At 28.7% G+C, this 26,345-nt stretch carries 16 protein-coding genes; 4 read left to right on the top strand and 12 right to left on the bottom strand.

Features of this window, described 5'->3' with window-relative positions:
- Positions 1 to 36 precede the first annotated feature (36 nt).
- From J2Z24_RS02990 to J2Z24_RS02935, 12 genes are all read right to left on the bottom strand, one after another.
- On the bottom strand, positions 37 to 2,118 hold the full coding sequence (locus J2Z24_RS02990; RefSeq protein WP_162175682.1) for a leucine-rich repeat domain-containing protein: 2,082 nt from the start codon (positions 2,116 to 2,118) through the stop codon (positions 37 to 39).
- Between the two features lie 299 nt (positions 2,119 to 2,417).
- Entirely contained in the window at positions 2,418 to 4,529 is a 2,112-nt protein-coding gene (locus J2Z24_RS02985; RefSeq protein WP_035147827.1) for a leucine-rich repeat domain-containing protein, read from the bottom strand.
- Between the two features lie 134 nt (positions 4,530 to 4,663).
- On the bottom strand, positions 4,664 to 7,594 hold the full coding sequence (locus J2Z24_RS02980; protein WP_035147826.1) for a YhgE/Pip family protein: 2,931 nt from the start codon (positions 7,592 to 7,594) through the stop codon (positions 4,664 to 4,666).
- A gap of 280 nt (positions 7,595 to 7,874) precedes the next feature.
- On the bottom strand, positions 7,875 to 8,996 hold the full coding sequence (locus J2Z24_RS02975; protein WP_035147824.1) for a TolC family protein: 1,122 nt from the start codon (positions 8,994 to 8,996) through the stop codon (positions 7,875 to 7,877).
- Between the two features lie 18 nt (positions 8,997 to 9,014).
- Positions 9,015 to 10,250, bottom strand: coding sequence for a TolC family protein (locus J2Z24_RS02970; RefSeq protein ID WP_051593238.1), 1,236 nt, complete (start codon positions 10,248 to 10,250; stop codon positions 9,015 to 9,017).
- 85 nt (positions 10,251 to 10,335) lie between these two features.
- Entirely contained in the window at positions 10,336 to 11,547 is a 1,212-nt protein-coding gene (locus J2Z24_RS02965; protein WP_035147822.1) for an ABC transporter permease, read from the bottom strand.
- Entirely contained in the window at positions 11,548 to 12,252 is a 705-nt protein-coding gene (locus J2Z24_RS02960) for an ABC transporter ATP-binding protein (RefSeq protein ID WP_173680671.1), read from the bottom strand.
- A gap of 21 nt (positions 12,253 to 12,273) precedes the next feature.
- The gene (locus J2Z24_RS02955) at positions 12,274 to 13,590 is read right to left on the bottom strand and encodes an efflux RND transporter periplasmic adaptor subunit (RefSeq protein WP_051593237.1); all 1,317 of its coding nucleotides are present in this window, start codon (positions 13,588 to 13,590) and stop codon (positions 12,274 to 12,276) included.
- 38 nt (positions 13,591 to 13,628) lie between these two features.
- Entirely contained in the window at positions 13,629 to 14,066 is a 438-nt protein-coding gene (locus tag J2Z24_RS02950; protein ID WP_035147817.1) for a MarR family winged helix-turn-helix transcriptional regulator, read from the bottom strand.
- Positions 14,067 to 14,267: 201 nt separating this feature from the next.
- Entirely contained in the window at positions 14,268 to 15,989 is a 1,722-nt protein-coding gene (locus J2Z24_RS02945; RefSeq protein WP_085059048.1) for a cell wall-binding repeat-containing protein, read from the bottom strand.
- A 264-nt stretch (positions 15,990 to 16,253) separates the two neighbouring features.
- Positions 16,254 to 17,135, bottom strand: a complete 882-nt coding sequence (locus J2Z24_RS02940; RefSeq protein ID WP_035147816.1) for a hypothetical protein — start codon at positions 17,133 to 17,135, stop codon at positions 16,254 to 16,256.
- Between the two features lie 186 nt (positions 17,136 to 17,321).
- Complete coding sequence (locus J2Z24_RS02935) at positions 17,322 to 18,050, bottom strand: Ig-like domain-containing domain (protein WP_051593236.1); 729 nt, start codon at positions 18,048 to 18,050, stop codon at positions 17,322 to 17,324.
- A 247-nt stretch (positions 18,051 to 18,297) separates the two neighbouring features.
- On the opposite strand from J2Z24_RS02935, the gene J2Z24_RS02930 reads away from it, so the two are divergent.
- The 4 genes from J2Z24_RS02930 (at position 18,298) to J2Z24_RS02915 (ending at position 26,068) form a co-directional block, all read left to right on the top strand.
- Positions 18,298 to 20,304 carry a methyl-accepting chemotaxis protein gene (locus J2Z24_RS02930; RefSeq protein WP_035147815.1) on the top strand — a complete coding sequence of 669 codons (2,007 nt, stop codon included), beginning with the start codon at positions 18,298 to 18,300 and terminating at the stop codon, positions 20,302 to 20,304.
- Positions 20,305 to 20,569: 265 nt separating this feature from the next.
- Positions 20,570 to 21,430 (top strand): tyrosine-type recombinase/integrase, encoded by an 861-nt coding sequence (locus tag J2Z24_RS02925; protein ID WP_035147814.1) that lies wholly within the window; start codon positions 20,570 to 20,572, stop codon positions 21,428 to 21,430.
- Between the two features lie 15 nt (positions 21,431 to 21,445).
- The gene (locus J2Z24_RS02920; protein WP_035147812.1) at positions 21,446 to 22,237 is read left to right on the top strand and encodes a hypothetical protein; all 792 of its coding nucleotides are present in this window, start codon (positions 21,446 to 21,448) and stop codon (positions 22,235 to 22,237) included.
- Positions 22,238 to 22,597: 360 nt separating this feature from the next.
- Positions 22,598 to 26,068: an autotransporter outer membrane beta-barrel domain-containing protein gene (locus J2Z24_RS02915; RefSeq protein ID WP_035147811.1), complete on the top strand. Its 3,471-nt coding sequence runs from the start codon at positions 22,598 to 22,600 to the stop codon at positions 26,066 to 26,068.
- Positions 26,069 to 26,345 lie beyond the last annotated feature (277 nt).

Raw genomic sequence — 26,345 nt, 5'->3', positions numbered from 1 at the left:
GTTTCTTAGTTTCTAGTTTCTGGTTTTGTGGTAGTTCTATTTAGTTACAGTTACAGTTGGAGGCATTGCATTAATCTGGGCATCTGAAACCTTTGTTCCTGTTATCATTAGATCTTTTAGCTTAGGTAGTCCCATAGCTGGACTTATATCTGTAATTGAATTGTCACTTACATCTAAAGTTTTTAATATTGGTAATCCTGAAACAGGTGCTATACTTGAGATCATGTTGTCTCCTACTGATAAAACTTGAAGATTTTTCATGTTAGATACTACATTTATATCAGATAAATTATTCTTATCTGCATAAAGTGTTCCAAGTCCAGTCATCTTACTAATTGGTGCAAGACTGCTTATATTATTCTGATATAAATATAGATTTCTCATATTAGTTAGCTCACTTAAAGGATTTATATTGCTTATATTATTTGTTCTTAAACTAAGTGTTTCTAATGATTTTAGATTAGCTAAAGCTGATATATCAGAAATATGGTTATTATCTAAGAATAACTCTTTTAATTTTAATGCATTTTGAAGTCCTGATGCATTAGCTAAGTTATTTTCTTTAGCTGTGACCCATTCAAGCTCTGGGAGTCCTGCAAGTGAAGTTAAGCTTCCTATACTATTCTTGTTACAAGATATTCTTTCTAACTGTTTAAAATTACTTACAACACTTAAATCAGATATATTATTTTCATTTATGTTTAATGATGTCAAATTAGTTAATTTCTTTATTTCATTTAAACTAGTTACGTTATTTTTATTGATGTCTAATAATTCTAAATTAATTAGATTTTCAATTCCTGATAGCGATGTAATCTTATTATCTCCTAAAGTTAGCCTTTCAAGATTTATTAAATTTTTAAGAGGCTTCAAGTCAGAAACATTAGTTTCATTAATAACTAAAGCTTTCAAATTAGTTAATTCTGCAATTCCTAAAAGACTATTTATATTTGTTTTAGTTAAATAAAGATTTTCAAGATTACTAAGTGTTTTTAATGGATTTAAATCTGTTATATTATTTTTCCCTAAATTTAAAACTCTAAGATCTATTAAGTTCTCTATACCTGATAGATTTGTTATATTTTTATCCCATAAATTAAGCTGTGAAATTCTTTGAAGTTCGGATTTCTTAATAGCTCCTATAGGTTTTTCTATCTTTTCTCTTATTGCCATTTCAAGACTCTTATCTGCAAATTTGACTTCTTTATTTGGCTCAGAAATTAAATCATTTAATTTTGTCATATCTATAATATCTTTATTTCTATATCTTACCCATTGAAGACTTTTAAAATTTTTTAATTCAGATATATCATCTATATCATCATTGTTTATATTTAATCGTTTCAATTTTGACAAGCTTTTAAGTTTTCCTATTTGGTTAATAGGATTATCATCTAAATATAGCTTTTTTAAGTTAGTTAATACGGCTAAATTCTCCACATCATTTATAGTATTATTACTTAATATTAGACTTTCTATTTGAGTTAATCCTTCTAAGTCTTCAGCATCGCCTATACTATTACTTTCTAGATTAACATTCTTAAGATTCTTTAATTCCTTTAATGGTTGAGGTTGAAAAACACTATTTATTCCTAAATCTAGATCTTTTAATTTATCAAGACCTTTTAATGCTTCAATATTTTTAACTTTATTATCTCTTAAATTAAGTTTTTCTAAGTTTTTAAGTTTTTCTAAGGGTTTTATATCTGTTATCTTATTCTTATAAAGATTTAAGTCTTTTAAATATTCTAGATCACTTAAAGAAGTTAAATCTAGTATTTCATTATTACTTAAATCTAATGATTGAATACTTGTAAAAAATTCCAAACCTGATATATCCTTTATATTTTTACTGCTTAGATTAAGCTTAGTTATATTTTTTAAATCATCCTTTTGGATAGTTACATCATCTTCCTTGTTTATAGCTTCTCTTATAGCCTTATCTAAATTTTTATCTGGAAACTTTATATTTTTTGAATCTATTGTTCCTGCTGCAAATACTTTACTAACAGCACTTTTTATGCTTAAATTTTCTTCATTAGAATAAGCCAAAACTGAAAAACTAATTACACAAGCTAGTGTTGACGCAATAATTATAGAAATCTTCTTTTTATTCATAACATCCTCTGGTATAAAACCAGTATTCACCTCTCTTTTTAGTTTCATCTTATTTAGATTAAACTCATAACTTTAATTTTACAAATTTAAAATTTAGGCAATTGATTTTAAATTTAGAGTTTTATTTTGGTAAGTTTTGAGTTTTGTTGAGTTTTGAGTTTTGGCACGGTTAACAGTTTTTTATTTTATGAACTATTGTTAACTGTCCCTACTGCCTGCCCTACCTTCAAAACTTAGCAGTTCTACTTACGCTTTTTATCAAAACTTGTTAACCGTCCCTTAAAATATTAAACTTAAACTTAATAAACTACCTTCAATTCTTTTGGTAAGGCATTTATTTGATACTTAGGTAGATTATCATTATCTGTTACTACAAGTTTATCTAATGCTGGTAAGTCAAATAAAACCGTTAAGTCTCTTACGTCATTATTTCCGATATCTAGAGTTTCAAGATTTTCAAGTCCTTTTACAGGTTTTATATCTGTTATATTGTTATCTCCTAATGAGAGGGTTACAAGTTGGGACATATTTGATACAGTACTTATATCTTTTATGTTGTTTTTGTCCAATATTAATCTTACAATACCTGTCATATTTTTAAGCGGTGTTATATCTGAAATATTATTTTCATATAAATATAGATTCTTTATATAGTCTAACTCTTCTATTGGTTTCAAATCGCTTACTTTATTTGTTTTAAGACTTAATGTTTCTAAATCTCTTAATTGTTTAATAGAATCAAGCTTAGTTATTTTATTATTGTCTGCATGAATTTCTTTTAGATTTATTAAATTCTCTAAACCTTCAAGACTACTTATACTATTCTCATTAACTGAAATCCAATTTATTTCTTTACTATTACTTAAAGGTTTTAATGATGATAATTTATTTTTATCCATATATAGTCTCTCTAAGTCTGGCATATATGTTACAACGCTTATATCACTTATGCTATTTTCATTTAAATTTAGCTCTTTTATATAATCTAAATTGCTTAGAGGGCTTATATCTTTTATATGATTTTTGCTTAAATTTAATGTTTCAAGCTTTGTTAATCCCATTAAGTCTTCCACATCTAATATTTCATTATCACTTAAATCCAAACTCTCCAAATTAGTTAAATTCCTAAACGCCGTGGTTTCTGAGATATTTGCTTCTGTTATTTGCAGATTTTTCAAACTTTCAAGTCCTTCTAATGCTGATATATTATTTGTTTTACACTTGTAAAGATATAAACTTTCCAATGCTTCTAAATCTTTAAGAGGTGTTAAATCTTTTATGTTATTTCTTCCAAGGTTTAATGATTTCAATCCTTGTAAATATTCAACTCCTGAAATATCCCTTATATTTTTACTAAATAAATTTAAATCTTTTATAAATTCTACATCACCTAGTTTTAACTGTCCTGTTGGTTTATCTATTTTTTTTCTTATTTCTCTTTCCAAATTTTTATCTTTAAAATTTACATCTACATTAGCTTGTTCCACTATGTAATGTAAACTTCCAATATCAGTTATTTCTTTTCCTCTATATTTAACCCATTTAAGATTGGCTTTATTTCTTTCTAACTCTTCAATATTTTTTATTTTATTTTTATCAAGATTTATTCTTTCAAGGTTACCCATTTTAGCTAATTCCTGTACATCTGTTACATCATTTTCGTCTATATAAAGCTTATTCAGTTCCCTTAAAAGTCTTATAGTACTTACATCTGATATTTTATTTTTGCTTAATGTTAAACTCTGAAGTTTTTGCAAAGAAGCCAATTCATTAATATCTTTTAAATCATTGTCTGCTAACATTAAAGTTTTCAAGCTATTTCCTATATACGTTAAAGGTTTTAAATCTTTTATTTTATTGCTGCTTAAATCAAGTTCCTTTATATCTCTTAAATCTTCAAGCGGCCATATATTACTTATTTCATTATCCTTTAAATATACTTTTTCAAGTATTGATAAATATTTTAAAGGTGTTATGTCCTCTATTTTATTTGATGAAAAATTTATTTTACTTAAAGATGTACATTCTTTAATTGGTGATAAATCCTTAATTTTATTATTTGCGGCATCTATGGTTTGTAAATTTTTAAAATATTGTATTCCTTCAATACTTTTTATTGATTTATTTCTTATATCTAATTCAGATACATTTAAAACATCATCTTTATTAATAGGTCCTACTGGCTTATTTATTTCTTCTCTTACTACTTTTTCTAAATTTTTATCAATAAATTTTATTTCATTTTCATTATCTATTGCATCAGAATTTGCTGCATAGTAATCTATAGAATCCGTTGCAACAGTATTAGTTGTATAGTTATCTTTTGCATAAACATTTTGTGAAAAATTAGGAACAATTCCTGTAAATAAAAAAGTAGTTAATATAACTATTGTCAGCTTTCTTCTTCCCATAATAATTCGACTTTTAAAAGTCGTCTTCACCTCACTTATCTTATGGAATAATATTACATTGTATTTATTTATTTAAATACCAGTTATAATACTCTTATATTAAAAGAAATATTATAACTGGTATTAAACATTATTTATTGACTTATAGTGTTTGAAGGAGTATCTATTGTTTCTTCTTCCAAAGAAATTTCTTTCTGATGTTCTATTGATACATTGCCTTGAAACTTATCTGTATATCTCTTAAGTATAATAGACATTGTAAGGAATGCTACTAATACTCCTCCAAGTATAGCTATGTCTTTACGTAATACATGAGGGTCTATACCCCAACTGATTTCTCTTAAACCAGATATAGAATAAGTAAATGGTAAGAATGGATTTACTTTATCAAAGAATGTTGGTAACAATTCTCTTGGGAAAGTACCTCCCGAAGATGTAAGCTGTAATAATAACATTAAAACTACACCTAATTTTCCAACATCCCCAAATAGGAATATTAAATTCTGAGCTACTGCAATAAATACACAGGATAAGAATATATTAAATCCTATATAAGCCGGTATATTAGTCGGCCTTAATCCTAGCTTCATAACAGCTAGGCTTAAAAGTATTGCCTGAAAAGCTCCTATGATACAACAAAATACATATTTTCCTAAAACAACTGAAGCTGGTCTAACATTATTTATATCTTTTCCCGTCTCTCCACCAACTACAAAGAACATCATTAAAGCTCCTACCCATAACCCTAATGATACAAAGTATGGTGAAAGTCCTAAACCATATTTATCTACTTCAACTATTGGTTCATCATCTAATTTTATTGGATCTCCCACAAAATCTCCCATAGTTTTACTGCTTCTTACAAGCTTATCTGATACTTTTTCTGCTCCTTTTCCAAGGCTATCATTTAATGTTGCAGTTCCTTCATAAAGTCTGTCCACACCATCCTGTAAATCAGGCATTTTACCCTGTAAGGCAGAAACTCCATCTGTAAGTTTCGCTGATCCATCAATTAATTTAGAAAGACCATTAGTCAATTCAGAAGAACCATCATAGAGTTCATGAACTCCCTCCTCCATATCTGGAGCCTTTTGATTAAGTTCTCCCACTTTATCTGTAAGTGTCTCTGTTCCTTTATTAAGTTTAAACAACCCATCACTTAAATCTATGGTTCCATCTGTAAGCTGAGCTATACCATTTGTAAGTACGGGTACTGTACTTTGAAATTTATCTGCTCCATTAGTTAAGTCTTTAGATCCTGTATACAATAATCCTATTCCATCTTGTAAATTTCTAGTATTATCATAAAGAGAGTCTAATCCTTTATAAAGTTTATTTGATCCTTGATATAATGCATCAAGACCTTCAACTAGTCCACCTACACCTTCTGATGCCTGTCCTAAACCTGCTGATATAGCAGATATACCCTGATACATTGCAAGGGTTGTTTTTAACTCACTAAGTTGCTTATTTAATCCTGATGTTCCCATTGAAAGTTTTACTAATGCATCATGTATATCATGTAACGCTTTAATTTGAGGTACCTTTTCATAATTCGGTATATTATAATTAGGTATCTTCTCTATTTCCATAGCCATTTCTTTTAAATCCATAGCTATTTCTTGAAGTCTATCTACTGGTACATCTAGATTATCCCCATTCAATATAAAAGCAATTCTTAATAAAGCTATACTTTTATCTTCGTCAGTAGCATCCTCTGATCTAAGTATATTAAATAGGTTATTTAAAGTTCTCATATCAACTGCATCTTTTTGCCATTTCTCAACAGATTCCTCCGAAATAGGAACTTTACCAGATTTAATTATTCCATCTAATGAGTTGATTCCTCCAACTATTTGTCCAAATCCTCCGCAAAGTTTATCTATATTTCTAATATTGCCATCCTTCTCATATAACTTATCCATGATTCCTAAGGATATTTTAGCTCTCATTTTATCTGAGCCATTTTTTATTGCTGGAAGACCTGCGTCTTTTTTTACATTTCCTTCTTCATCTTTATCATATAAGAGTTTTACACTGTCTGCTGCTGTTTTCAACCCTGTATCTAGCTGAGCTGCACCATCTTTTAGCTTTTTTACTCCATCTATCAAATCTGGCATTTTATCATTTACTTGGCCTATTCCTTCACTTAAAGATTGTGAACCATCATGGATCTGATCTACTCCGTCAGATAGATCTGGAAGCTTATCATATAATCCTGATGCACCATTTCTTAAAAGTACGCTTCCATCATAAGCATCACTTACATTTTCATTTAACATAGACGTTGCATTACCAAGTCTATCAATCCCATCAAGAAGCTCAGGCATTTTACCCTTTAACGCACCAACTCCTTCCATGAGTTTGCTACTTCCATCTTTGGCATCTCCTAACTTTTCATTTAGTGTAGAAGATCCATCATGAATTTTATCAAGCGCATTTGTTAAGCTAGGTACTTTGTCCTTTAATTCTGTTACTCCATCTTTCATTAAGTATGTTGCATCTGTTGCTAATTCCAAACCATCTCTTACATCTTCTAAACTATCTACAACTATTTCTGTGAACTTGCTACCTGCTTTTTCTCTAATTTGTTTCTCTATAGCAGTAGATGCTTTATCTGTTATAAGCCCTACTACATAATTTTTCTTCTTATTAGCCTTAAATATTACCTTTGGCTTTCTAAGTTTTCCATTTTCTACATCTAATACTCTCTCGGTAAAATCTTTAGGAATAACCAACATTGCATAATAGTCATCCCCTTCAAGCCCCTCTTCGGCTTCTTTTAGAGTTTTTACAAATCGCCATCCCAGATCATCATTATTCCTAAGTCCATCAACTACATCATCCCCATACTTTACCCGTACATCTTCTCTTTCTCCTCCCGAATCCAGATTTACTACAGCTACGGGCAAGGTTTCCGTTTTTCCATAGGGATCCCAGAAGGCTGCAAGGTAGAGCCCTCCATACGCAAGTGGCAACAATGTTATTGCGATTATTGTCATTTTTAAAAACTTGCTTTTAGAAATGTTGCGAATATCGCTCCATAATACCTTTAGAAATTTCATGCCCTCTCCCTCTTCTTTATTAAATTTTTGTAATTAAACTTCACTCAATACTGACTGGTCAGTTTTATTAAACAACTTTTTTGACTTACTGTCAACATATTATTTGAAAATAATTTGTTAATTTTACCTTATATGAAGAAATCCTCATAACTTTTTAAAATTAACATATATTATTATCGTAGCTTTTACAAACTATTAAATTATAAAATACTAAAAGCAACTTATAAGATTGTAAAAATCTTATAAGTTGCTTTTAATAAAATTATTTTTCTAAAATATTTTAAAATCCTTCTAATAAATCCTTAAATCCATCTACTATTATCATATATTCATTTATAGCTCTCTCTGTAGCTACATTCTGTTTATCTAACTGAAGTTTCACTTCATTAAGTTGAAGCTTATCAATCATACCTTCTTTAAACTTTTTATCCATTTCAGTATACCTGGATTTAGCGTTTTCTAAATTCAACATCTCTATTTCTGCCATATTCTGCTTAGCTTTTACATTATAATAAGCTTTCCAATAATTTATCTTTAAATTTGCTTTAAATTCCACTATATCATTTTCTAAATCTTCTATTTTTATTCTTAAATCAGTTTCTTCATCCATAGTATTTCTTCCATATTTTGAATAAATTTTTTCTTCTTCTTTAGAAATCTCTAACTCTTTATTCTTTCTAATTAAATCATAATTCTTAGGTAAAGCTTTCTCTATAATTTCTTCTATATTATTATCATCATACTTAATAAAGTCTATTTTAGCTGCAGCCAAATTCATTTCAGTGTCTTTGTCTATATTTAAATATTGTTTAATCTTTATTAAAGCTTCTTCTCTTTCAAGCTTTGGCTTACTTAATGATGATAAAAGCTGTGCCTTTTTTACATTTAATGACTCCAACGCCCTTGTCACTTCTAATCCTTGGTTTATCTTTGCGTTAGTCTTTTTAATTTCTTCTTCAACATTTTCTATGGATTTATTAATTATATTTATTTCTCTATTAGAATTAACTAAATTTAGATATTGATTTTCTAAATCATGTTTTATCTCCTTTAGCCTTTTATCCTTTTCATGTTCCGCATCATCAATTCTAAGAGATGATTGTTTAGGGATAATAAGTTCAGTTCTCTTACTAAAAACATCATTTCTATTCATTGATTCTGCCTCAAAAGCTCTTGCCTTATCCCTATCATATATCTTGCTTAAAAGTTCTATTTTTTGATCAATTATTTTTATTTCTAAATTATCATTTTTTACTCTATCTAAAACGTCTGCAATTGTTAAGTTTAATGTAGTTTCCTTATTGTCTTTTTTTGTATCATTTATTTCCTGGGCAAATACATTACTACTTAGAGAAAACATCATAACTGTAGACATCATAAAAGATAATATTCCTTTTTTCATTAAAAATCCCTCCCTTTTTTATCCTATATCACTATAATTGGCCTTATTTACATCCGTACCTAAAGAACATGCATTTTCTAATTTAAGTTTTGCAATATAAAGATCTCTCTCTATATTTTTATAATTCAACATTTCTTCAAACAACTGAGCAGATCTTTTATTATATTCCAACTTACTTACCATTCCAAGAGAATATCTTTTGCTTATCTCATCATAACTTTTCTTTGCTTCTTTATATTGCTGTAATACACTTTTAAAATTTTTATTCTTTATTTCAATGTCATCATATAATTTTTTAATTTCTAATTGTATATCCAGCTTTTTTAACTCTAACATATCCTTTGAATTTTCAAAGGCTGCATCTGCAATTTTTGCTTCTCTATGTTCTGAATAATATACTCCAATAGCTAAGCTTCTCTCATATCTTTTAACTTCTATATATTCTTTTCCATTTATAATTTCTGCCCTATTTGTAAGTGCATCATTTAAATATTCTTCATAATCTTTTATTTGCTCAGAATCTACAGTATATTCTTGCAAATATTTATCATACTCTGTATTAATTGGTGCTCCAATTAATTTATTAAAATTCATTCTTTGTATATTAAAATCTCTTTTGCATGCTTCATATTCTTCTTTTGCTTTTAAATATTCTACCTCTTTTTCTTTTCCTTCAAGTTTAGAAATTGTTCCAATTTTAGCACTAAGCTTTACTTGTTCAAACTCTCCCTTAGCTACTTCAAATTTTCTTCTTTCCAATTCCAATTTGTCTTTATCCTTAAGTAAATTTCCGTACTCCTCATACACATTTTCTTTAATCTTATTTTTAATAATTTCTAATGCACTTTTATTTTGGAATTTATTAAAATCATATTTTACTGCAATAGATCCTGCCATTTTTAGTGATTCAGATACCTCTTCATCACTCATAGGGCTTCCATATACTGCAAGATAAAACTTGTAATCCTCTTCTTCTTCCTCTGTTCTATCACTTTTATTAGCCAATCTAATAAATCTATCATTTATTTTTGCCCTTTCTTCGAGTGAATTTCCTCTTCTTACTTCATCAGTATAATTATCTTCAGCTCTTTTTATAGAATTCTCTTTATTCTTTACTTCATAAGAATTTTTTATGGCACTATTTATGGCTGAATTTACATCAAGAACTTTTCCACCAGCTTCTTGAGCGAATACACCTGTTGCAAAAGTAGTGGCTATTATTAAAGCCGTGCATAAAACCTTAACTTTCTTCATCCTCATCCCACCTTTTCAAAATTAATAGTTAACAAAGAAGAGCAATAAAACAGCCTGATATCTTCTTTGCTCTTCTCCACATTAATTATTCGTATCTCAACGCTTCTATTGGATCTAGTTTTGCAGCTTTACTTGCTGGATATAATCCAAAGAATATACCTACTGCTGATGAAAATCCGAAAGATACAAGAATAACCTTTATAGATACAGGTACATCTACATGGACTATACTACTTGCTATTTTACCTACAGAAACTCCTAATATAGTACCAATGGTTCCTCCTATTAAACAAAGTATTACAGATTCCATTAAAAATTGTATTCTTATATCCTTGGTTTTTGCTCCTATTGCCTTTCTTATTCCAATTTCCCTTGTTCTTTCTGTTACAGATACGAGCATTATGTTCATAACACCAATACCCCCTACTAAAAGGGATATAGCTGCTATAGCACCTAAAACTGTAGTTAAAGTATTTAACACATTGTTTATTGTTTCTAATTCTTTAAACCCTTTTTGTGCAGAATATTTTTCCTTATTTTTATGTCTATTTTCTATAAGTCTTATCATTTTATTACTTAGCTCATCTGCATTAGTCATATCAGACAAAATAACCGAAAGTCCCGATACATCAGTATTTTCGAAAACTCTATCCGCTATAGTCATTGGCATTAAAATAAGGCCTGGCATATTGTCTCCAAAAGCAGATGATAAATTTCCATTAGGATCTTTGCAAACCCCAATTATATTTAAATCTATATTTTTATCTCTTACAGTTAACTTTACCTTTTCTCCCACTATATCTGTATCGTTAAATAATTTCTTAGCTGTAGGCTCATCTAATACAACTACATTTTTAGCCGCATCTACATCCCTTTCGCTTAAGTATCTTCCTTTAATCATCTTTATGTTATAAACCTTTTGTGAATCTGGATTAGTTGCTCCTATTCTTACTGGTTTTAATTTATTTTCATTCTTAAGTGCTCCAAATCCACTCAAATCAGGCATTACATGAGTAATTTCTGGTATCTTTTCTTTTATAAGCTTTATATCATCTGTTGTAAAATAGTCTCTTTCTTCTACACTTTCCTCTATGGATGAATTTACTTTAAGATTTATTAAATTTGTACCTATATCTGCAAATTCTCCTGCTATAAAATTTTTGGCTCCATCTCCTATAGATACTATTGTAATTACAGAAGATATACCAATTATAATTCCCAGCATAGTAAGAAAAGATCTTAATTTATTAGCCCTTACACTTTGAAAGGCAGATTGAAAACTTTCAAAAATATTCATTTATTTCTGCCCCCCTATTATAATTCTATCTTTTACTGGATTATCTGAGATTACATTTCCATCTTTAAATACTATGGCTCTTTTAGTATGCATTGCAATATCTGGTTCATGGGTAACCATTACTATAGTAACACCTTCATCATTAAGAGCTTGAAATATTCCCATAATTTCTTCACTAGACTTACTATCCAAATTTCCAGTTGGTTCATCTGCAAGTATTATAGAAGGATTATTAACTAGGGATCTTGCTATGGCAATTCTTTGTTTTTGACCACCAGAAACTTCATTTGGTTTATGATGAATTCTCTCCCCTAATCCTACTCTTTCTAAAGCCTTTCTTGCCTTTTCTTGTCTTTCAGCTTTTGGTACTCCAGCATAAACCATAGGTAGCTCTACATTTGCTATAGCTGTAAGTTTAGGTAGTAAATTAAATGCCTGAAAAACAAATCCTATTTTTTTATTTCTTATTTGTGCTAAACTATTATCATCTAATGAAGATATATCTACTCCATCTAAAATGTATTTTCCTGAAGTCAATCTATCAAGACATCCCAATATATTCATAAGAGTAGATTTTCCTGAACCAGAGGCCCCCATTATAGCCACAAATTCTTTTTCTTCTATGGAAAGATTAACACCTTTTAATGCTTCTAGCTTAATTGCACCAGTATCATATGTTTTTCTAATATCTTCTAGACTTATAATCACATTAAACCCCTCCTTTAACTATTTTCTTGGTGAAACTATGTCCCCTTCTTTTAAATTTTCAGGAGGATTAATTACATATTTTTCTCCTTCTTTAAGCCCTTCTAAAACTTCTACATCATACTCTGTTTCCAATCCGCTCTTTATATATCTTTTAGAAACTTTATTGTTTGCATCAACTACATATACATACTTTTGGTTTTTTACTCTATCTTCCTTAATTCCATCAAATCCAATTGCTAAAGATGAAGCTCTTTCATTAAGAATGATTTCTGCATCTCCTTCATAACCTGCTTTTATCTTGTCATCAGAATTATTTAAAGTTATTTTTACATTTATTTTAAATTCTTGATTCCCTCCAGTATTAGTATTTATAGTAGTTTGAGCAACTTGTCCTACTTCTGTCACTGTAGCTGGATATTTTTTATCTACCCCTTTTAATTTTACTGTAGCTTTTTGTCCTTTTTTAAGATTTACAGCATCATATTGATTTATATCTAATGACATTTTATACTTAGAAACATCATCAACTATAATCATATCTCCTGTTTTTGGATATTGATCTTCTTTTGCATCCATTTTTACAATTTTTCCATTTACATTAGCTTTTATATTACAATCTTCTATTTTATTTTGTAAATTTTTAATATCTGCTTGTATAAGTGCTAACTGATTTCTTTGACTTGCAATTTTATCATCTGTGCTTACACTTATATTTGATAAAGAATTTTTAGAATTTGTTAAAGCTAGTTCAGCATTTTTCATAGTATTTCCAGCTTCTTTTAACGCTTTATCAGCTGCATCATAATCATTTTTAGATATATATCCACCTTCATATAGTGATTTACTTTGATCAAATTTCCTCTTTAAATCTGAATAATTATTTTTTGCATTTTGTAATGTTAACTCTGCTTGTGAAACTGCATTTGCTGCATTCTTTCTCTCATTTACAGTACTTGTTCCTTGAAGCTGTGATAAGGTTAAATTAGCATTTTGAAGATTTAACTGTTGTTTTTCTAATTGAGTTCTATATTCTTCATCATCTAGCTTAACTAAAATATCACCTTTTTTAACGATTTGTCCTTCTTTTACAAAAACCTTTATCACTTTTTGAGCTGGATTTAAAGCTATGTCATTTCTATAGTTTGCCTCAATATTTCCTGTAGCTGTGGTAACCTGGACTAACTTTTTCTTTTCAACTTCCCCAGTATCTACACTAATAGCATTACTTTTTTTACCCTTATTGGAGTATATAGCTCCTACTGCAACTACTAAAGCAACTATTAAAATAATAATTATACTTTTCTTGCCTAATTTAAATTTTTTTTTCTTTTCCATGACTTCTCTCCCTTTATATAAAAATTTTTAAAATTTCTTTACTCTACACTTCTCTGAATATTTTCCATAAGTAATTTCACACCACGCATAATAGCTTCCATATCATCTTCCGTTGCATCTTCTAATAACTCTTTAAAATATTTAGTATGTTCAAATATAAGCTTTTTTTCTTCAGCTAATGCTTTTTCTGTCACATATATAAGACTTCTTCTCTTATCTTTCTCATCTTTTTCTTTTCTAACTAATCCTTCTTTCATAAGTCTATCTATAATAACAGAAGTAGTGCTATTAGGAAGCCCTAAAGTTTTACTTAATTCAGTTAATGTTTTTGCTTTATCCACCTCCAATTGATTTACTATTAAATAAGGATATACACTAAATCTTTTACAATTCATCCTACTGCTTATTTTTCTATTTAAAATTTTAGATATATTAGACAAATCTCTTAACAATTCGTATATTTTTTCATCTTTCATGCTAATTCCTTTCTTATATTTTTAAAATTATTTCATATATGAAGTAATTTTATCATATAGATTTGCATATTTCTATAAAAATAATATTAAATATTGCTTAAAAATTCCTTAATTTTCATAGTATTCTTATTTAAAATTAGTTCAAAAATAAAACCTATAGCTTAAATATAAAGCTATAGGCTGTACCCTGTAATATTAAATTTATTTCACTTCAAAGGTATACGCATCTTTACCTAAAGAAAGGTTTGCAGTATCCACTATTTTTAAGGAATCATCTATAGGAAATAGTAATGTATGTTGTCCTTTATCTAAGGATGTGCTAAATTTTAATACTATTCCATTTACAATATCAATATTTGCTCCATTTTCATCTATTACCTTTGAAATTTCTCCAATTGGCTCAATAAAAACCTTAGAAGAATCTAAAATATCTCCATCTAACTTAAAATTATCTACTTTCTTTAAAGCATCATAACTTATTCCTTCACTAAAATTAATATAAATTTTATTACCTTTTGATTCAATATTTTGAACTGTAGGTGCTTGTTTATCAATTAAAGTTAAGCTTTTTACTTCTTCCTTCACGGGATCTTCAGTATTTTTAGCTCTGATAAGATCTTCTCTAACTTTAAATCTTATAGTACTTCCTTCTTTTAAAGCCTTTTTAAATGTTATAATAACCGTCTTTCCATCATCTAGTGTTTTTGCCTCAGCATCTAGTAAATTTTTATCGTCTATCTGATATGCTATTAAATTTTCTGCTAAATCTTTATTTACTTCTTTATTAAAAACTACTTTTATTTGATGTAAACTTAATGCTTCTATGGATTGTACATTCATATATTCAGTAACTGGTTTCTTATCTGGATCCTTTTCATTATTTATAATTGATGAATTTATCTCTTCTGCTTTATTTTTCAATTCACTTTCTATAAATGCATCTATAGAAGCCGCTCCACCAATAATGGTTACTTTTGTATCTCTTCCAAGTTTACCTTTTATATAATCGTTTGCCGCAGTTTTACTTTCCTCTTTAGTTCCTAAACCATTCAAAACCAATGGTGATCCATATTTTGCTGCCGCTGCTGAAGCTACTAGTGCATCTGCAAATTTATGCTTGCTATCATCTCCCCCTGCAGCTACAAATATATTATTAAATTTCAATTCATCTTTAAAATAATCTAATACTTTTAAGTTAGTAGAAAATCTGTCTACTCCCTTAGCAATTCTTTCGGCACTAACTCCTGCTAAAACCTTATCTGGTAAAACTCCCTCTCCACCTACTGCCATAGCTTTTAATCCTTTTGAGGCTTCCTTTACCACATTGGGAACTTCACTTTTATTACCAAATAATATTGGATATCCTTTACTTGCTGCAATGGAAGCTACAGACAATGCATCAGCATATCCCTCTGCACTTACAAGGATTCCTGTAGTGGCTTTTGTTTTCTCTAAAACCTTTTTAGCCACAGCAGCATTAGTACCATATCTTCCATCTTTAGAATTTCCTGCTACCCTTTCTACTGAATAGGTTTTTGTCAAATCAGCTTCTAATTCTTTTGATACAACGCCTTGTCCACCAACTATATATATTTTCTTTGTACCAAGACTCCATAATGTTTCCAAAAGATCTATGGAAGGCTCTTTTGCATTATCTATTAAAAGTATTGGTGCATCCAATATTTTTGCAAGTGGAGCTGCACTTACTGCATCCGCATAACCAAGTCCATTTACAAGTACTATATTTTCTGCTCTTCCAAAGGCTTGCTTTGCTACATTTTGTGCAGTTACAAACCTATCTGCTCCAGGCATTCTTTCGACTGTAGCTGCAGCTTTTGCCTTAGTCTTTGGGACTAACGTAGATGTTAAAATAAACGTAGTAACAAAGCTACTTACTAGTGCTCTTCTATTTCTTTTTTTCATTAAAAAACCTCCTTTGTGGGTAAAACTAAAAACATAGGCTTCCCTCAAAGTAAAATTTACCATTGAGGGAAGCTTCTTTATATAATATAACTGTTTTTTCAATGTTATTCAATACATTTAAAGTATAATTTCTCTAAAATGTAATTTTACAACTATTTTTTCTCCTTAGAATTTTCTACAATATAAATAACTTCTATTTTTATAAATGTTATAAAAAAGCAGCATGAAAACTTGAAGGTTTTCATGCTCATATCAAATATTAGTCTACTTTTTTATTTTCTCTACCTTTATGTTAGATAATACTTCATCATAAGTTAAGTCTTTTTTTATAGTTCCTATAAATACTTTTTCTTTTTTACTATTTTCTCTTATCTTTAGTTGCAAGTTTTCTATGCTTACTTTATATTCTTCAACCTTTGGTGTCTGAAGTTTTACTAAAATTGTAGTAGAAAATGGAATTCCTTTTCCAACTTCTACAGTATATTTAGGCACTGTACTATTATTTGATTGTGCTTTATCTTTATCATTATTTTTTACAGGTGGATTAGTGGTGTTTTTATTACTATCTTTACTTTGTTCTTTATTATCTTTTGATGTATTATTATTTAAGTTATCTTTTTTATCATCTTTATTATCAGCATTATTAGGTATACTATAAGGCATGTTTAATTTTAAGTTTCCAGATACCTTTGTATCAACATTTATTATCTCTTTTGATAACTCAAGAGTATGTCCAGCATTTTTCCCTTTTAAACATCCCTGTGGTAATTTAATTACAACAGTATCCTTACTGTCCTTTTTAATATGTAGCTGTGTTCCTTTAGGAAGTTCTTTATTATCTAGCTTATAATTCTTAAAATTTAGTGGACTAGTGTCCTTTTTATCATTGGAAACTCCTGTTGTAAATCTTACGAATACATAATCTGCTTTAGTATCATCATCTTTTGGATCTATTTCCTGTATTATTTGATCCATATCTATATCTGCAAAAGCATATTTAACTGCAAACTCAACATTTTTCTTTTCCTTTTGCGTATCTGTTGTAGTACTCTGTTCTTTATTACCTTTATTTTTTACAAATTGAGTTGAAAAAGCTATTCCTCCTACCATAACTATTGCTAAAACTAAAGCTAATTTTTTCTTCATACCTATTCCCTCCCATGGTACTTTTAATACTAATATAGTATAACATCATATAAGTCAATTTAAAAGAATATATAAAAAACAAAACCAGCAAATACTTGCTGGTAAAATTAACATTTAATCTAATTATTATGCTATCTAATAAAAAGTGTATTTAAAAACTAAAAACTTGTTAACCGTCCCTAAATTCTATTCAAATATGCTCTTAATTTCAAATAGTGCTCCTATTGAAAAATTGCTTAATATAGCATTTTTAAAATCACTTTTTTCATCTGAAGAAAGATTTCCATATTGATCCTTTAATGGATTTACATCTATGGTAGCAGATGGATTATTTATTTTGGTGTTTACTCCATCTCTTAATGCTGAAACCAAAGCTCTTTCTTTATCAGTCTTTACTAGATTATAAATTTTGTCTAACCCTTGTCTTGCTTCATATAATACTGGATTTACATTATTCCCTGTATCATTGCTGTTATCTTTCATTATAGTAAATTTCATTCTAACTTCTTTTGGTAAAGTTTCATTTAATTTATTACTTAAAGACTTCTTTATAATTAAAGAATAAGTTTCTCCGCTAATATATTTTGAAGCTGGAGGATTTATACTAACATGTTTACCATCAGATGATAACCCTAAAGTAATATTAACAGCTTGTCCTTTACTGTCTAATACCTGTACATTCTCTGTGTTGATAGCTAAGGGATTTACTTCTTTATTAAATTTTATTGTCCACTGTTTATCTGGAGCTACTTCAAATTTATCATTAATATATCTTATGTTTGTTTCCTCTGTAGCTGCAGATATGTATGTAGAATTTATTCTTTTTGAATTGTTACTACTTGGAGAAGCTAGTACACTTCCACATAACATTAAAACAAAAAAAATTGATATAATAATAGTTCTTTTTAATTTCATAATCTTTTCCTCCTTTGGATTTTATCTATATTATACTTTAAATTCTACTATGAATAAATAACTATTCATTAAAAATTTTCTTTAAATACCTTATTTAACTTGGCATACTTTCAAAACATAAAGTGATGGATATCATAAAGTATATTATTAAATACTATTAAACTAATATTTTTCAAAAAAATTATATAAATAATGGTTATTATGTTATAATAAATCTATATTTGGAAAAGACTAGGAGTGTGACGGTATGAAAAAAATCAAAAACAAACTTATTTTAATTTTTGTATCTCTTTCAATTATGTGTGTTTTAATTTTAGGAGTATCAAGCTATTACTATGGTACTAAAATTATAAAAAAAGAAATCACTAAATCCATAGACAAAACTATAACGCAGTTAGATGCTTCTATATATGAATTTTTAAATGAGTTTCAAACTTCTTTAAATATGTTTAGTAATACTGAACTTGTAAAGGAAGTAGTAAATGAAGAAAAAGACTACCCTAAAACTATGCAACTATTTAAATCATTCAAAGAATCAAAACCAGCTGCTGCTTTTGTATACTTTGGTCCTAAAAAAGTTTTATCAGGTAATAAAAAGTTAGTTACTTGGCCAGATTCTAATTTAAAATTAGCTAAAGATCCAAAATGGCTTGCTACAGAAAGAACTTGGTATAAAGATGCTATAGCAAAAGATGGACAAATTGTGTGGTCTAAGCCTTATATTGATACTACAACAAAGTTACCTATGATTACTCTCTCTAAATCTGTAAAAGATTCAACTAACAGTGTAAGTGGAGTTATGGCTATAGATTTATACCTTAAAGATTTGTCTGAAAAAGTAACTACATTTAAAACTATAGATAAAAGTAAAATATGGGTAGTTAATAAAAGTGGGGATAACTATACAATTTTATCTAGTACAGACAAAGAAGAAAATAATCAATTAATTAAAGATAATGATTTGATTAAAAAAATATATGAAGGAGATAATGGAAATTTTTCCAATAAAAACAATTATGTTATATATAAAACAAACAAACTAACAGATTGGAAAATAGTAGAGTTTGTTGATAAATCAGTTTTTACAGATAGTATGAATGGAATTAGTTACTTGGTTTTCATTATAAGCATAATATCACTTATAATATCCATTATAGTTGCAATTCCAGTTTCAAATAAAATATCTAATCCTATTGTAAAGCTTAGCAAATTATTAAATGAAGTGGAAAAAGGTAATTTAAATGTAAAATCCAATATAAAATCCAATGATGAAATAGGTATTTTATCAAATTGTTTTAATCATATGGTTGATAATATGGGAAACTTAATAAATAAATCCCAAGAAACTACACAATATTTAATGAAGTCATCAAATTCTCTTTCAGAGACTACAGGACAAATTTCTGTATCAGCAGAAGAAATATCAAAAACCATTGAAGACGTAGCAAAAGGAGTAGGAGAACAAGAAAAATCTTCAAATGATTTAGTTACTGAAGTATCAGATTTATCTTCAAAAATTGAAACTGCTTCCAATCATTCAAATGAAATAAAAGTAGAATCTGATGCTATAAAATCTTTTGCTAGTAAAGGAAGCATAACCGTTGAAAATCTTCATTCTAAAAGTGAAGAAATAACTTCATCTGTTAAATCTATACTAACTACGATTTCAATGCTTCAAAAGCGTTCTAAAGACATAGGGAATATAATTCATGTTATCAACGGTATATCAGATCAAACAACCCTATTAGCTCTTAATGCTTCCATAGAAGCTGCACGAGCTGGTGAGGCTGGTAAAGGTTTTGCAGTTGTTGCTGAGGAAGTTCGTAAATTATCAGAGCAATCAGCAACATCTACTTCTGAAATATCTAACATTATTGAAGATATACAACAGGAAATTGAAAAATCCGTGTTAGCTATACAAAAAACCGATACAATAGTACTAAGCAACAAAGAAATAATGAAAGAAACTCAAGAGTTCTTTAATAATATAGTTAATAAAATAATTCAAATTAGTGATGGAATAACTTCTGTTAATAATATCATACTTAATATGGAAAATAGTAAAAATTTATTAATATCAAAAATAGATTCCATAGCTAATGTTTCTAGTTTAACTGCAGCTGCATCTGAAGAGATATGTGCTACAATACAAGAACAAAGCGCTGTAACAGTTTCTGTTCATCAGGAAGTTCAAGAACTTCAAAGCTTAGCAGATGAACTAAAAGAATCCGTTTCTGTTTTCACAGTTAATTAAATAAGATACTAGGCACCCCCTATTTAATACATGGGGTGCCTATCACCGTTTACTAGAACTTTAAACTGCATAATATAAACTTTTAAGAGAACAATACTAATAAAGTGATAATAATTATATACGACAAAATAATTATGCCAATATTGACATATTAAATTGACAAACGCAAGTCGCAATTGTTAATATTATGTCATATATTAATATTATTTTCTATATAATGAATTATTATGTTTATATTGAAATTATTTCAGAAAGGAGGTATATTATGCTACTAAGTAAAGCTATAAAAGAATTTATTTACTATTTAACCATAACTAATAAAAGCGAAGAAACTATTAAAGCTTACAATTCTGATTTAATATGTTTTTCATACTTCCTAGAAGAAAAATATAATTGTCCTTTATATATAAGCGAAATTAAATCGGTAGATATAGAAGATTTTCTTTTTTATCTAAAAAAGAGAAAGCTAACCACAGCTAGTAGAAGTAGAAACTTATATACTTTAAGATCTTTTTGGAATTATGCGTATAAAAATAAATTATGCCAATGGAATATAGCTATGGCAGTAGAACCTATAAAAGTTCAAAATAAGGAGAGAACATTTTTATCTATAGAAGAGGTACATACCCTTATAGATGCTATACATCATCCTCTAGTTAAAACCGTTGTCCAAGCGCTTTTTTATACAGGCATGAGAATAAGTGAATGCTTAAATTTAGAAATGAAAGATGTGGATTTAGAGAATAAAATCATCTATATAATAAATGGTAAAGGAGCAAAAGACAGAAATATACCTATAAATAAAAATTTAGTATGTATATTAGGAGATTATTTAAAAACATATCGTTCTTCAATAGATAGTAAGTATTTTTTCGCAACAGAAAAGTCAGGGCACTTAAGTGCGCCTTATGTAAATAGAGTATTAAGCGATACTGTAAAAGAATTAGGGTGGAAAAAACATGTTAGTGCCCATATACTAAGGCATAGCTTTGCTTCTAACTTAATAAAAAATGGGGTTAACTTAGTTTATGTTCAAAAACTTTTAGGACATTCAAATTTAAAGGTTACTTCTATATATACCCATGCTAGCATTGAGGATTTAAATAATTCAATAAATCTTTTATAATTAAGAGGTGAAAACATGGAACAATACTCCAAAATTGATTACGATGATAAATATATATTAAAACGTCTCATGGAAGGAATAACTAGAGATGAAATAGCTATTGAACTTAATCATAAAAACTATAGGACTATAGATATGTATATGAGAAGACATGGATATAGTTGGAATTCTGAAAAACAAATATATGTTAAAGGAATAGATTCAGAAAAAAAATTAAATTTTGATCAACCAACTACAGGAAAAATTAAGAGAATACTTTCTCTTTTTGATGCTGGTATGGATCCCACTGAAATCGCTAAAAAACTGGGTATGAAGGATCATAGATCTATTGCTACTTACATGAAATCTAAAGGATATATTTGGTCTTCAGAACAGCAAAATTATATTCTTTTAAAGGGTGATGTTTCTTCTAATGATAAGAATGATAATAATATAGAACTAGATGATTCTTTAGAATTAGATAATACAGATAATTCAAATTATTATTCTCAATTAAATAAAAGTGATTTATCAATAGATGGCATGGAAAAATTTGAAAGTTTACTACCCATGCTAGAAATGATAAATAAAAATAAAGATAAATTAGCTGAACTTTTATCCATAAATTCATCTGCTACTATTCCAAGATATATAGTGGGTGGAATCACTATAACTAAATCTCTTTGCATGTCACATTCTTTAGCTGAATTGATTAAAGAATTTAGTAAAGAAAAAAATATAAGCCAAAGAGAAATCTTTGAAGTAGCTATTATAGAATTTCTAAAAAAATACGGTTATGAAAGTGAAATCAATACATTATTTTCATAAAATGTCTATACCTCGGTATGACATTTTATTTTTTAGCTAGTTACTTGCTTTTTATAATATTTTTTCTTTTAATATTAGTTATATATTTATTTTTATAATGAAACAATATTTTTATTTTATTAAATATTTAATAAAGATTTGATAATGCAAGAGACTATCTTTATTTAATTAATATTTATTTTAACAATTGCCCCTTCATTAAATCCCCTATGTACAAGCTATAGCCTTATTTACTCATTGGAATATTAATCCAAAAAAATTGGAAATATAAGTGCTATTAACGAAACAACTGAATTAACTGTTACATTTTCTAGTCAGTCAACTGTAACAGAAGACAAAGTAACAGGAAAAACTTTAACATTGAAGCAAGGAGAAACAACTGTAACAGCAACCTACAAAGAAGGTAGCTTGGACAACAATGCAGCTGTTTTTGTTATATCTGAGACTAATTTACCAGAAGGAATTTATGAAGTAACTTCAACAAATTTTGAAATTCCTGCTAATATAACTACATTATACAATATTTCAGCACCAGAAGTAAAGAGCGTAAATGTTAAAACTGGTGCAAAGGATTTAGTTTTAACATTAAGTGAAAAAGTAAAAGCAACAGCTGAAGGAAGTATCTCTGTGGAAGTAAGAAAAGATGATACTTTAATTGATGTAGGAACTCCAGTATTAAGTGAAGATGGTTTAACAATCACTATACCATCAAAGGATGGTTCAATATTTGCTGATGCAAAATATGATGTTAAATTATCTGGAATATCAGACATGGCTGGTCTTTCTATAGCTGATAAAAACACAGCTTCAGTTACAAAAAAGACAGCAGCTGATAAGATAGAAATAACATCAATTGGAGTTGCACCAGCAGCTAATCAAACTATAGCTTATAAATTAACTGATAACTATGGTATTGAATATACAGATGCAACAGCTTTAGCATCAGGAAAAATCACTTCTGCTGCTGCAACACTTACAGTTTCAGGACTTCCAATAGAAGTTGCTATAACTGGAGATAAAACTGCAACATTTAATGCTACAGGACTAGCTAAAGATACAGAAATAGAAGTTAGTATAACTTATACAGCAGGAGATGTAACAAAAACTGCTACAACTAAATTAAAAGTAGGAGATGCTGCTGCTGCTGCATCAATAAAGAATATAACAATATCAAATGCTCAAGGAGAAACTGATCCTGAAAACAACGGATTTATACTTGGAAAACTAACTCAATTTGATTTAACAGCAAATTTATTAGATCAATACGGAAATGCATCTACAGATGACAATATAGTAACTTGGTCAATTTCAGACAATAGTGTTATAGCATTTAATGGTATAAATGCTGCAAAAACAGTTGTAAATGCTGCACCTAAAACTCAAACATTTGATGTAAAGGCACAAGGAACAGCTATAGTTACAGCATATCTTGCAAATGGAGCTAAAACTGAATACAAGGTAACTATTACATTAGCAGGATTAAAGTCAATAGCAGCAACTAATGTAACAGGTGCTGTAAACTTTGAAGATAAAGAAGTAACAACTGGATTTACTTTCACTGATATAAACGATCAACTAAATACATTAAAGCCACTTGCTAAAGATGTAACTTTTGCCTTTAAATCAGGTGATAAATTAACAGCCAATGATATTGTTCTTACAACTCTTGCAAACGAAGATGGAACATTTAAAGGATTAAAAGTAAATGCTAAAAAGTCTGGAACTTATACAATTACAATGACTTACGCTGATAAAACAGCAGATTTCACAGTTATATCAGAAGCTGATACAGCAGTTGTTAAACTTGCTGATATTGCTGATTTTACAACTAAAACAGGAGCAGCTGAAGTTAAATTCGATGTTAAAGCAATAAATAAACATGATGAAGTTCTTCCTGTACAAGCTCAAAACCTTTTATTAACATGGTTTAATAGCACTGGCTCAAAAGTAGATGATATTTCATCTGCAATAACTGTAAAATACTATGATATTGATGGTAATGAAATAACTACACCAGCTTCATCAACAACAGCAGTTGCAAAAGTTGGAGTAACATTTAAGGGAACGGACCCTACAACTTACACATTAAAAGCAGAAGTAAAAGATACAGTAGCTATGGATACAGCTAAAGTAAGTTGCTCAGTAGCAACACTTAAGAGTGTGCAAATTGCAAAAGGAATAGTTGCTGATGATAAATTTATTGTTAACGACACTGCTAAGCAATATGTAGATGTAGTATTAAAGGATACAGATGATGCAGTTATGATGGATATGTCAGGACTAAGCGTAATCATAAAAGATGCAAATGATAACCTAGGAAAAGCTTTTGCTACATTAAAATATAAACATTTAGCACAAGATGGCACAGCAACTTATGATGTTACAAAAGATGGAGCAGTAGGTATCGTACTAGAATTAACTCCAAATACTACTGATTTAGCAGCTGGAACTTACAGCGTATGGGTAGAAAATGCTGATAAGACAATTAAATCAAACGTAGTTAACATGGTAGTAAGAGAAGCAAGAGCACTTGATAAAGTAACTATTGCAAATACTGATATAGTTGTAACTCTTGGTTCAACTGCAAATGTTGTAATAACACCAGTAGACCAATATGGAGATGTTATAGCTATACCTAAAAACGGTGAAGCTTTCCAAATTACATTAGATGGTACACCAACTACAGTTGCATTAGGAACAGTAACTGAAAAGAAAGATGGCGATAAATTAGTTGGATACACATTACCGCTTATAGGAAATGCTAAAGGATCAGAACAAATAACAGTTAAAGTTAAGTTCTCAGAAACAATTACTAAAACAATAGATTTAAATGCTGCGGTTAAAGCTGCTGGAGATGTTGTAGCACTTAAATTTGGTGATGATGCTGACAATGATGGAGTATTAGATACTAAACTACATGATACAGTAATGGGTGATACTGACACATATAACACAGTTGCACTTAATTTAACTGGATTAGATGCAGATGGAAATTCAATAATAGTAAAGGCATCAGATTTTACATGGGATACATCAGAACTTCCAGCAATGATAACATTTGATGAAGCTAATTCTACATTTAGCGTAAAAGCCGACACTATTGATGAAAACCATACAGCAACAGGAAAAGTTACAGCTTATCAAGCAGGTAAAGCAGTAGGAAATATAACAATAACATTTACAGATGCTGAGCCAACACTTGTAAGTTTAGATTTTGCAGAAGCAGATAAAGTTAAAGACATAACAGAAGTAGACTTAGACTTAAATACTATAACATTATTAGCAAAAGATAATTTTGGTGGAGAAGCAAATCCAGCAATTAAAGCTAGTACTATAACAAACTGGAAGTCATCAGATACTTCAGTAGCTACTTATGTTGCAGGTAGTATAAAAGTAACTGATGGTGCTAAAGTAGGCGATACTGCAATATTTACAGGTTCATACCAAGGTAAAATTGTAACATTTACTGTTAAAATAACAGACAAAGGTTTAGCACAAGGAGTTGCTTATAAAATAAACAATAATGCTAATTTGATTGGTAAAGTTTCTGCTACAGCAGAAAATACTACTATAACTGCAAATATACTTGAAAGCACAGCATCAGTAGATAGCTTAGTAAGTATGGATGCTATACTTTCAATGGGATTAACTCCAACATCAATCGTTGTTAACGGAAAAACATGCTCAACTGCAGATGCTATAAAAGAAGCTTTAGATTTAAACGGTAAAGATTACACTCAAGCTACTTTAGGAGATTTACAGGTTAACGGAAATACAATAGTTATTAATTCAAATGGCGCAACATTAACATTAGTTGTTCCAAAGGTGTAATACCTTCAGTTCTTTCACAAAAACTTAACCTAATGAATAAAAACATATCTAAAAACAAATCACATCTATACTAAACTATTAAACACAACTAACTTAAAAATAAGCCATATCATTAAAAAAGAGTACTAGAAATGGTACTCTTCTCTTCTTTTATTTATATATGTATCAATATTTCTCTACAATCCTATTTTCAGTTTCTTAATATATAGATATTATTCTTATATTATAGCTGTAAAATTCATTTAAAAGCATTTAGAGCATATCAAAAGGTAAAATA

The sequence above is a fragment of the Clostridium tetanomorphum genome, assembly GCF_017873215.1.
GTDB lineage: Bacteria > Bacillota > Clostridia > Clostridiales > Clostridiaceae > Clostridium_AO > Clostridium_AO tetanomorphum.
This window is presented reverse-complemented; position numbering and strand designations above follow the sequence as displayed.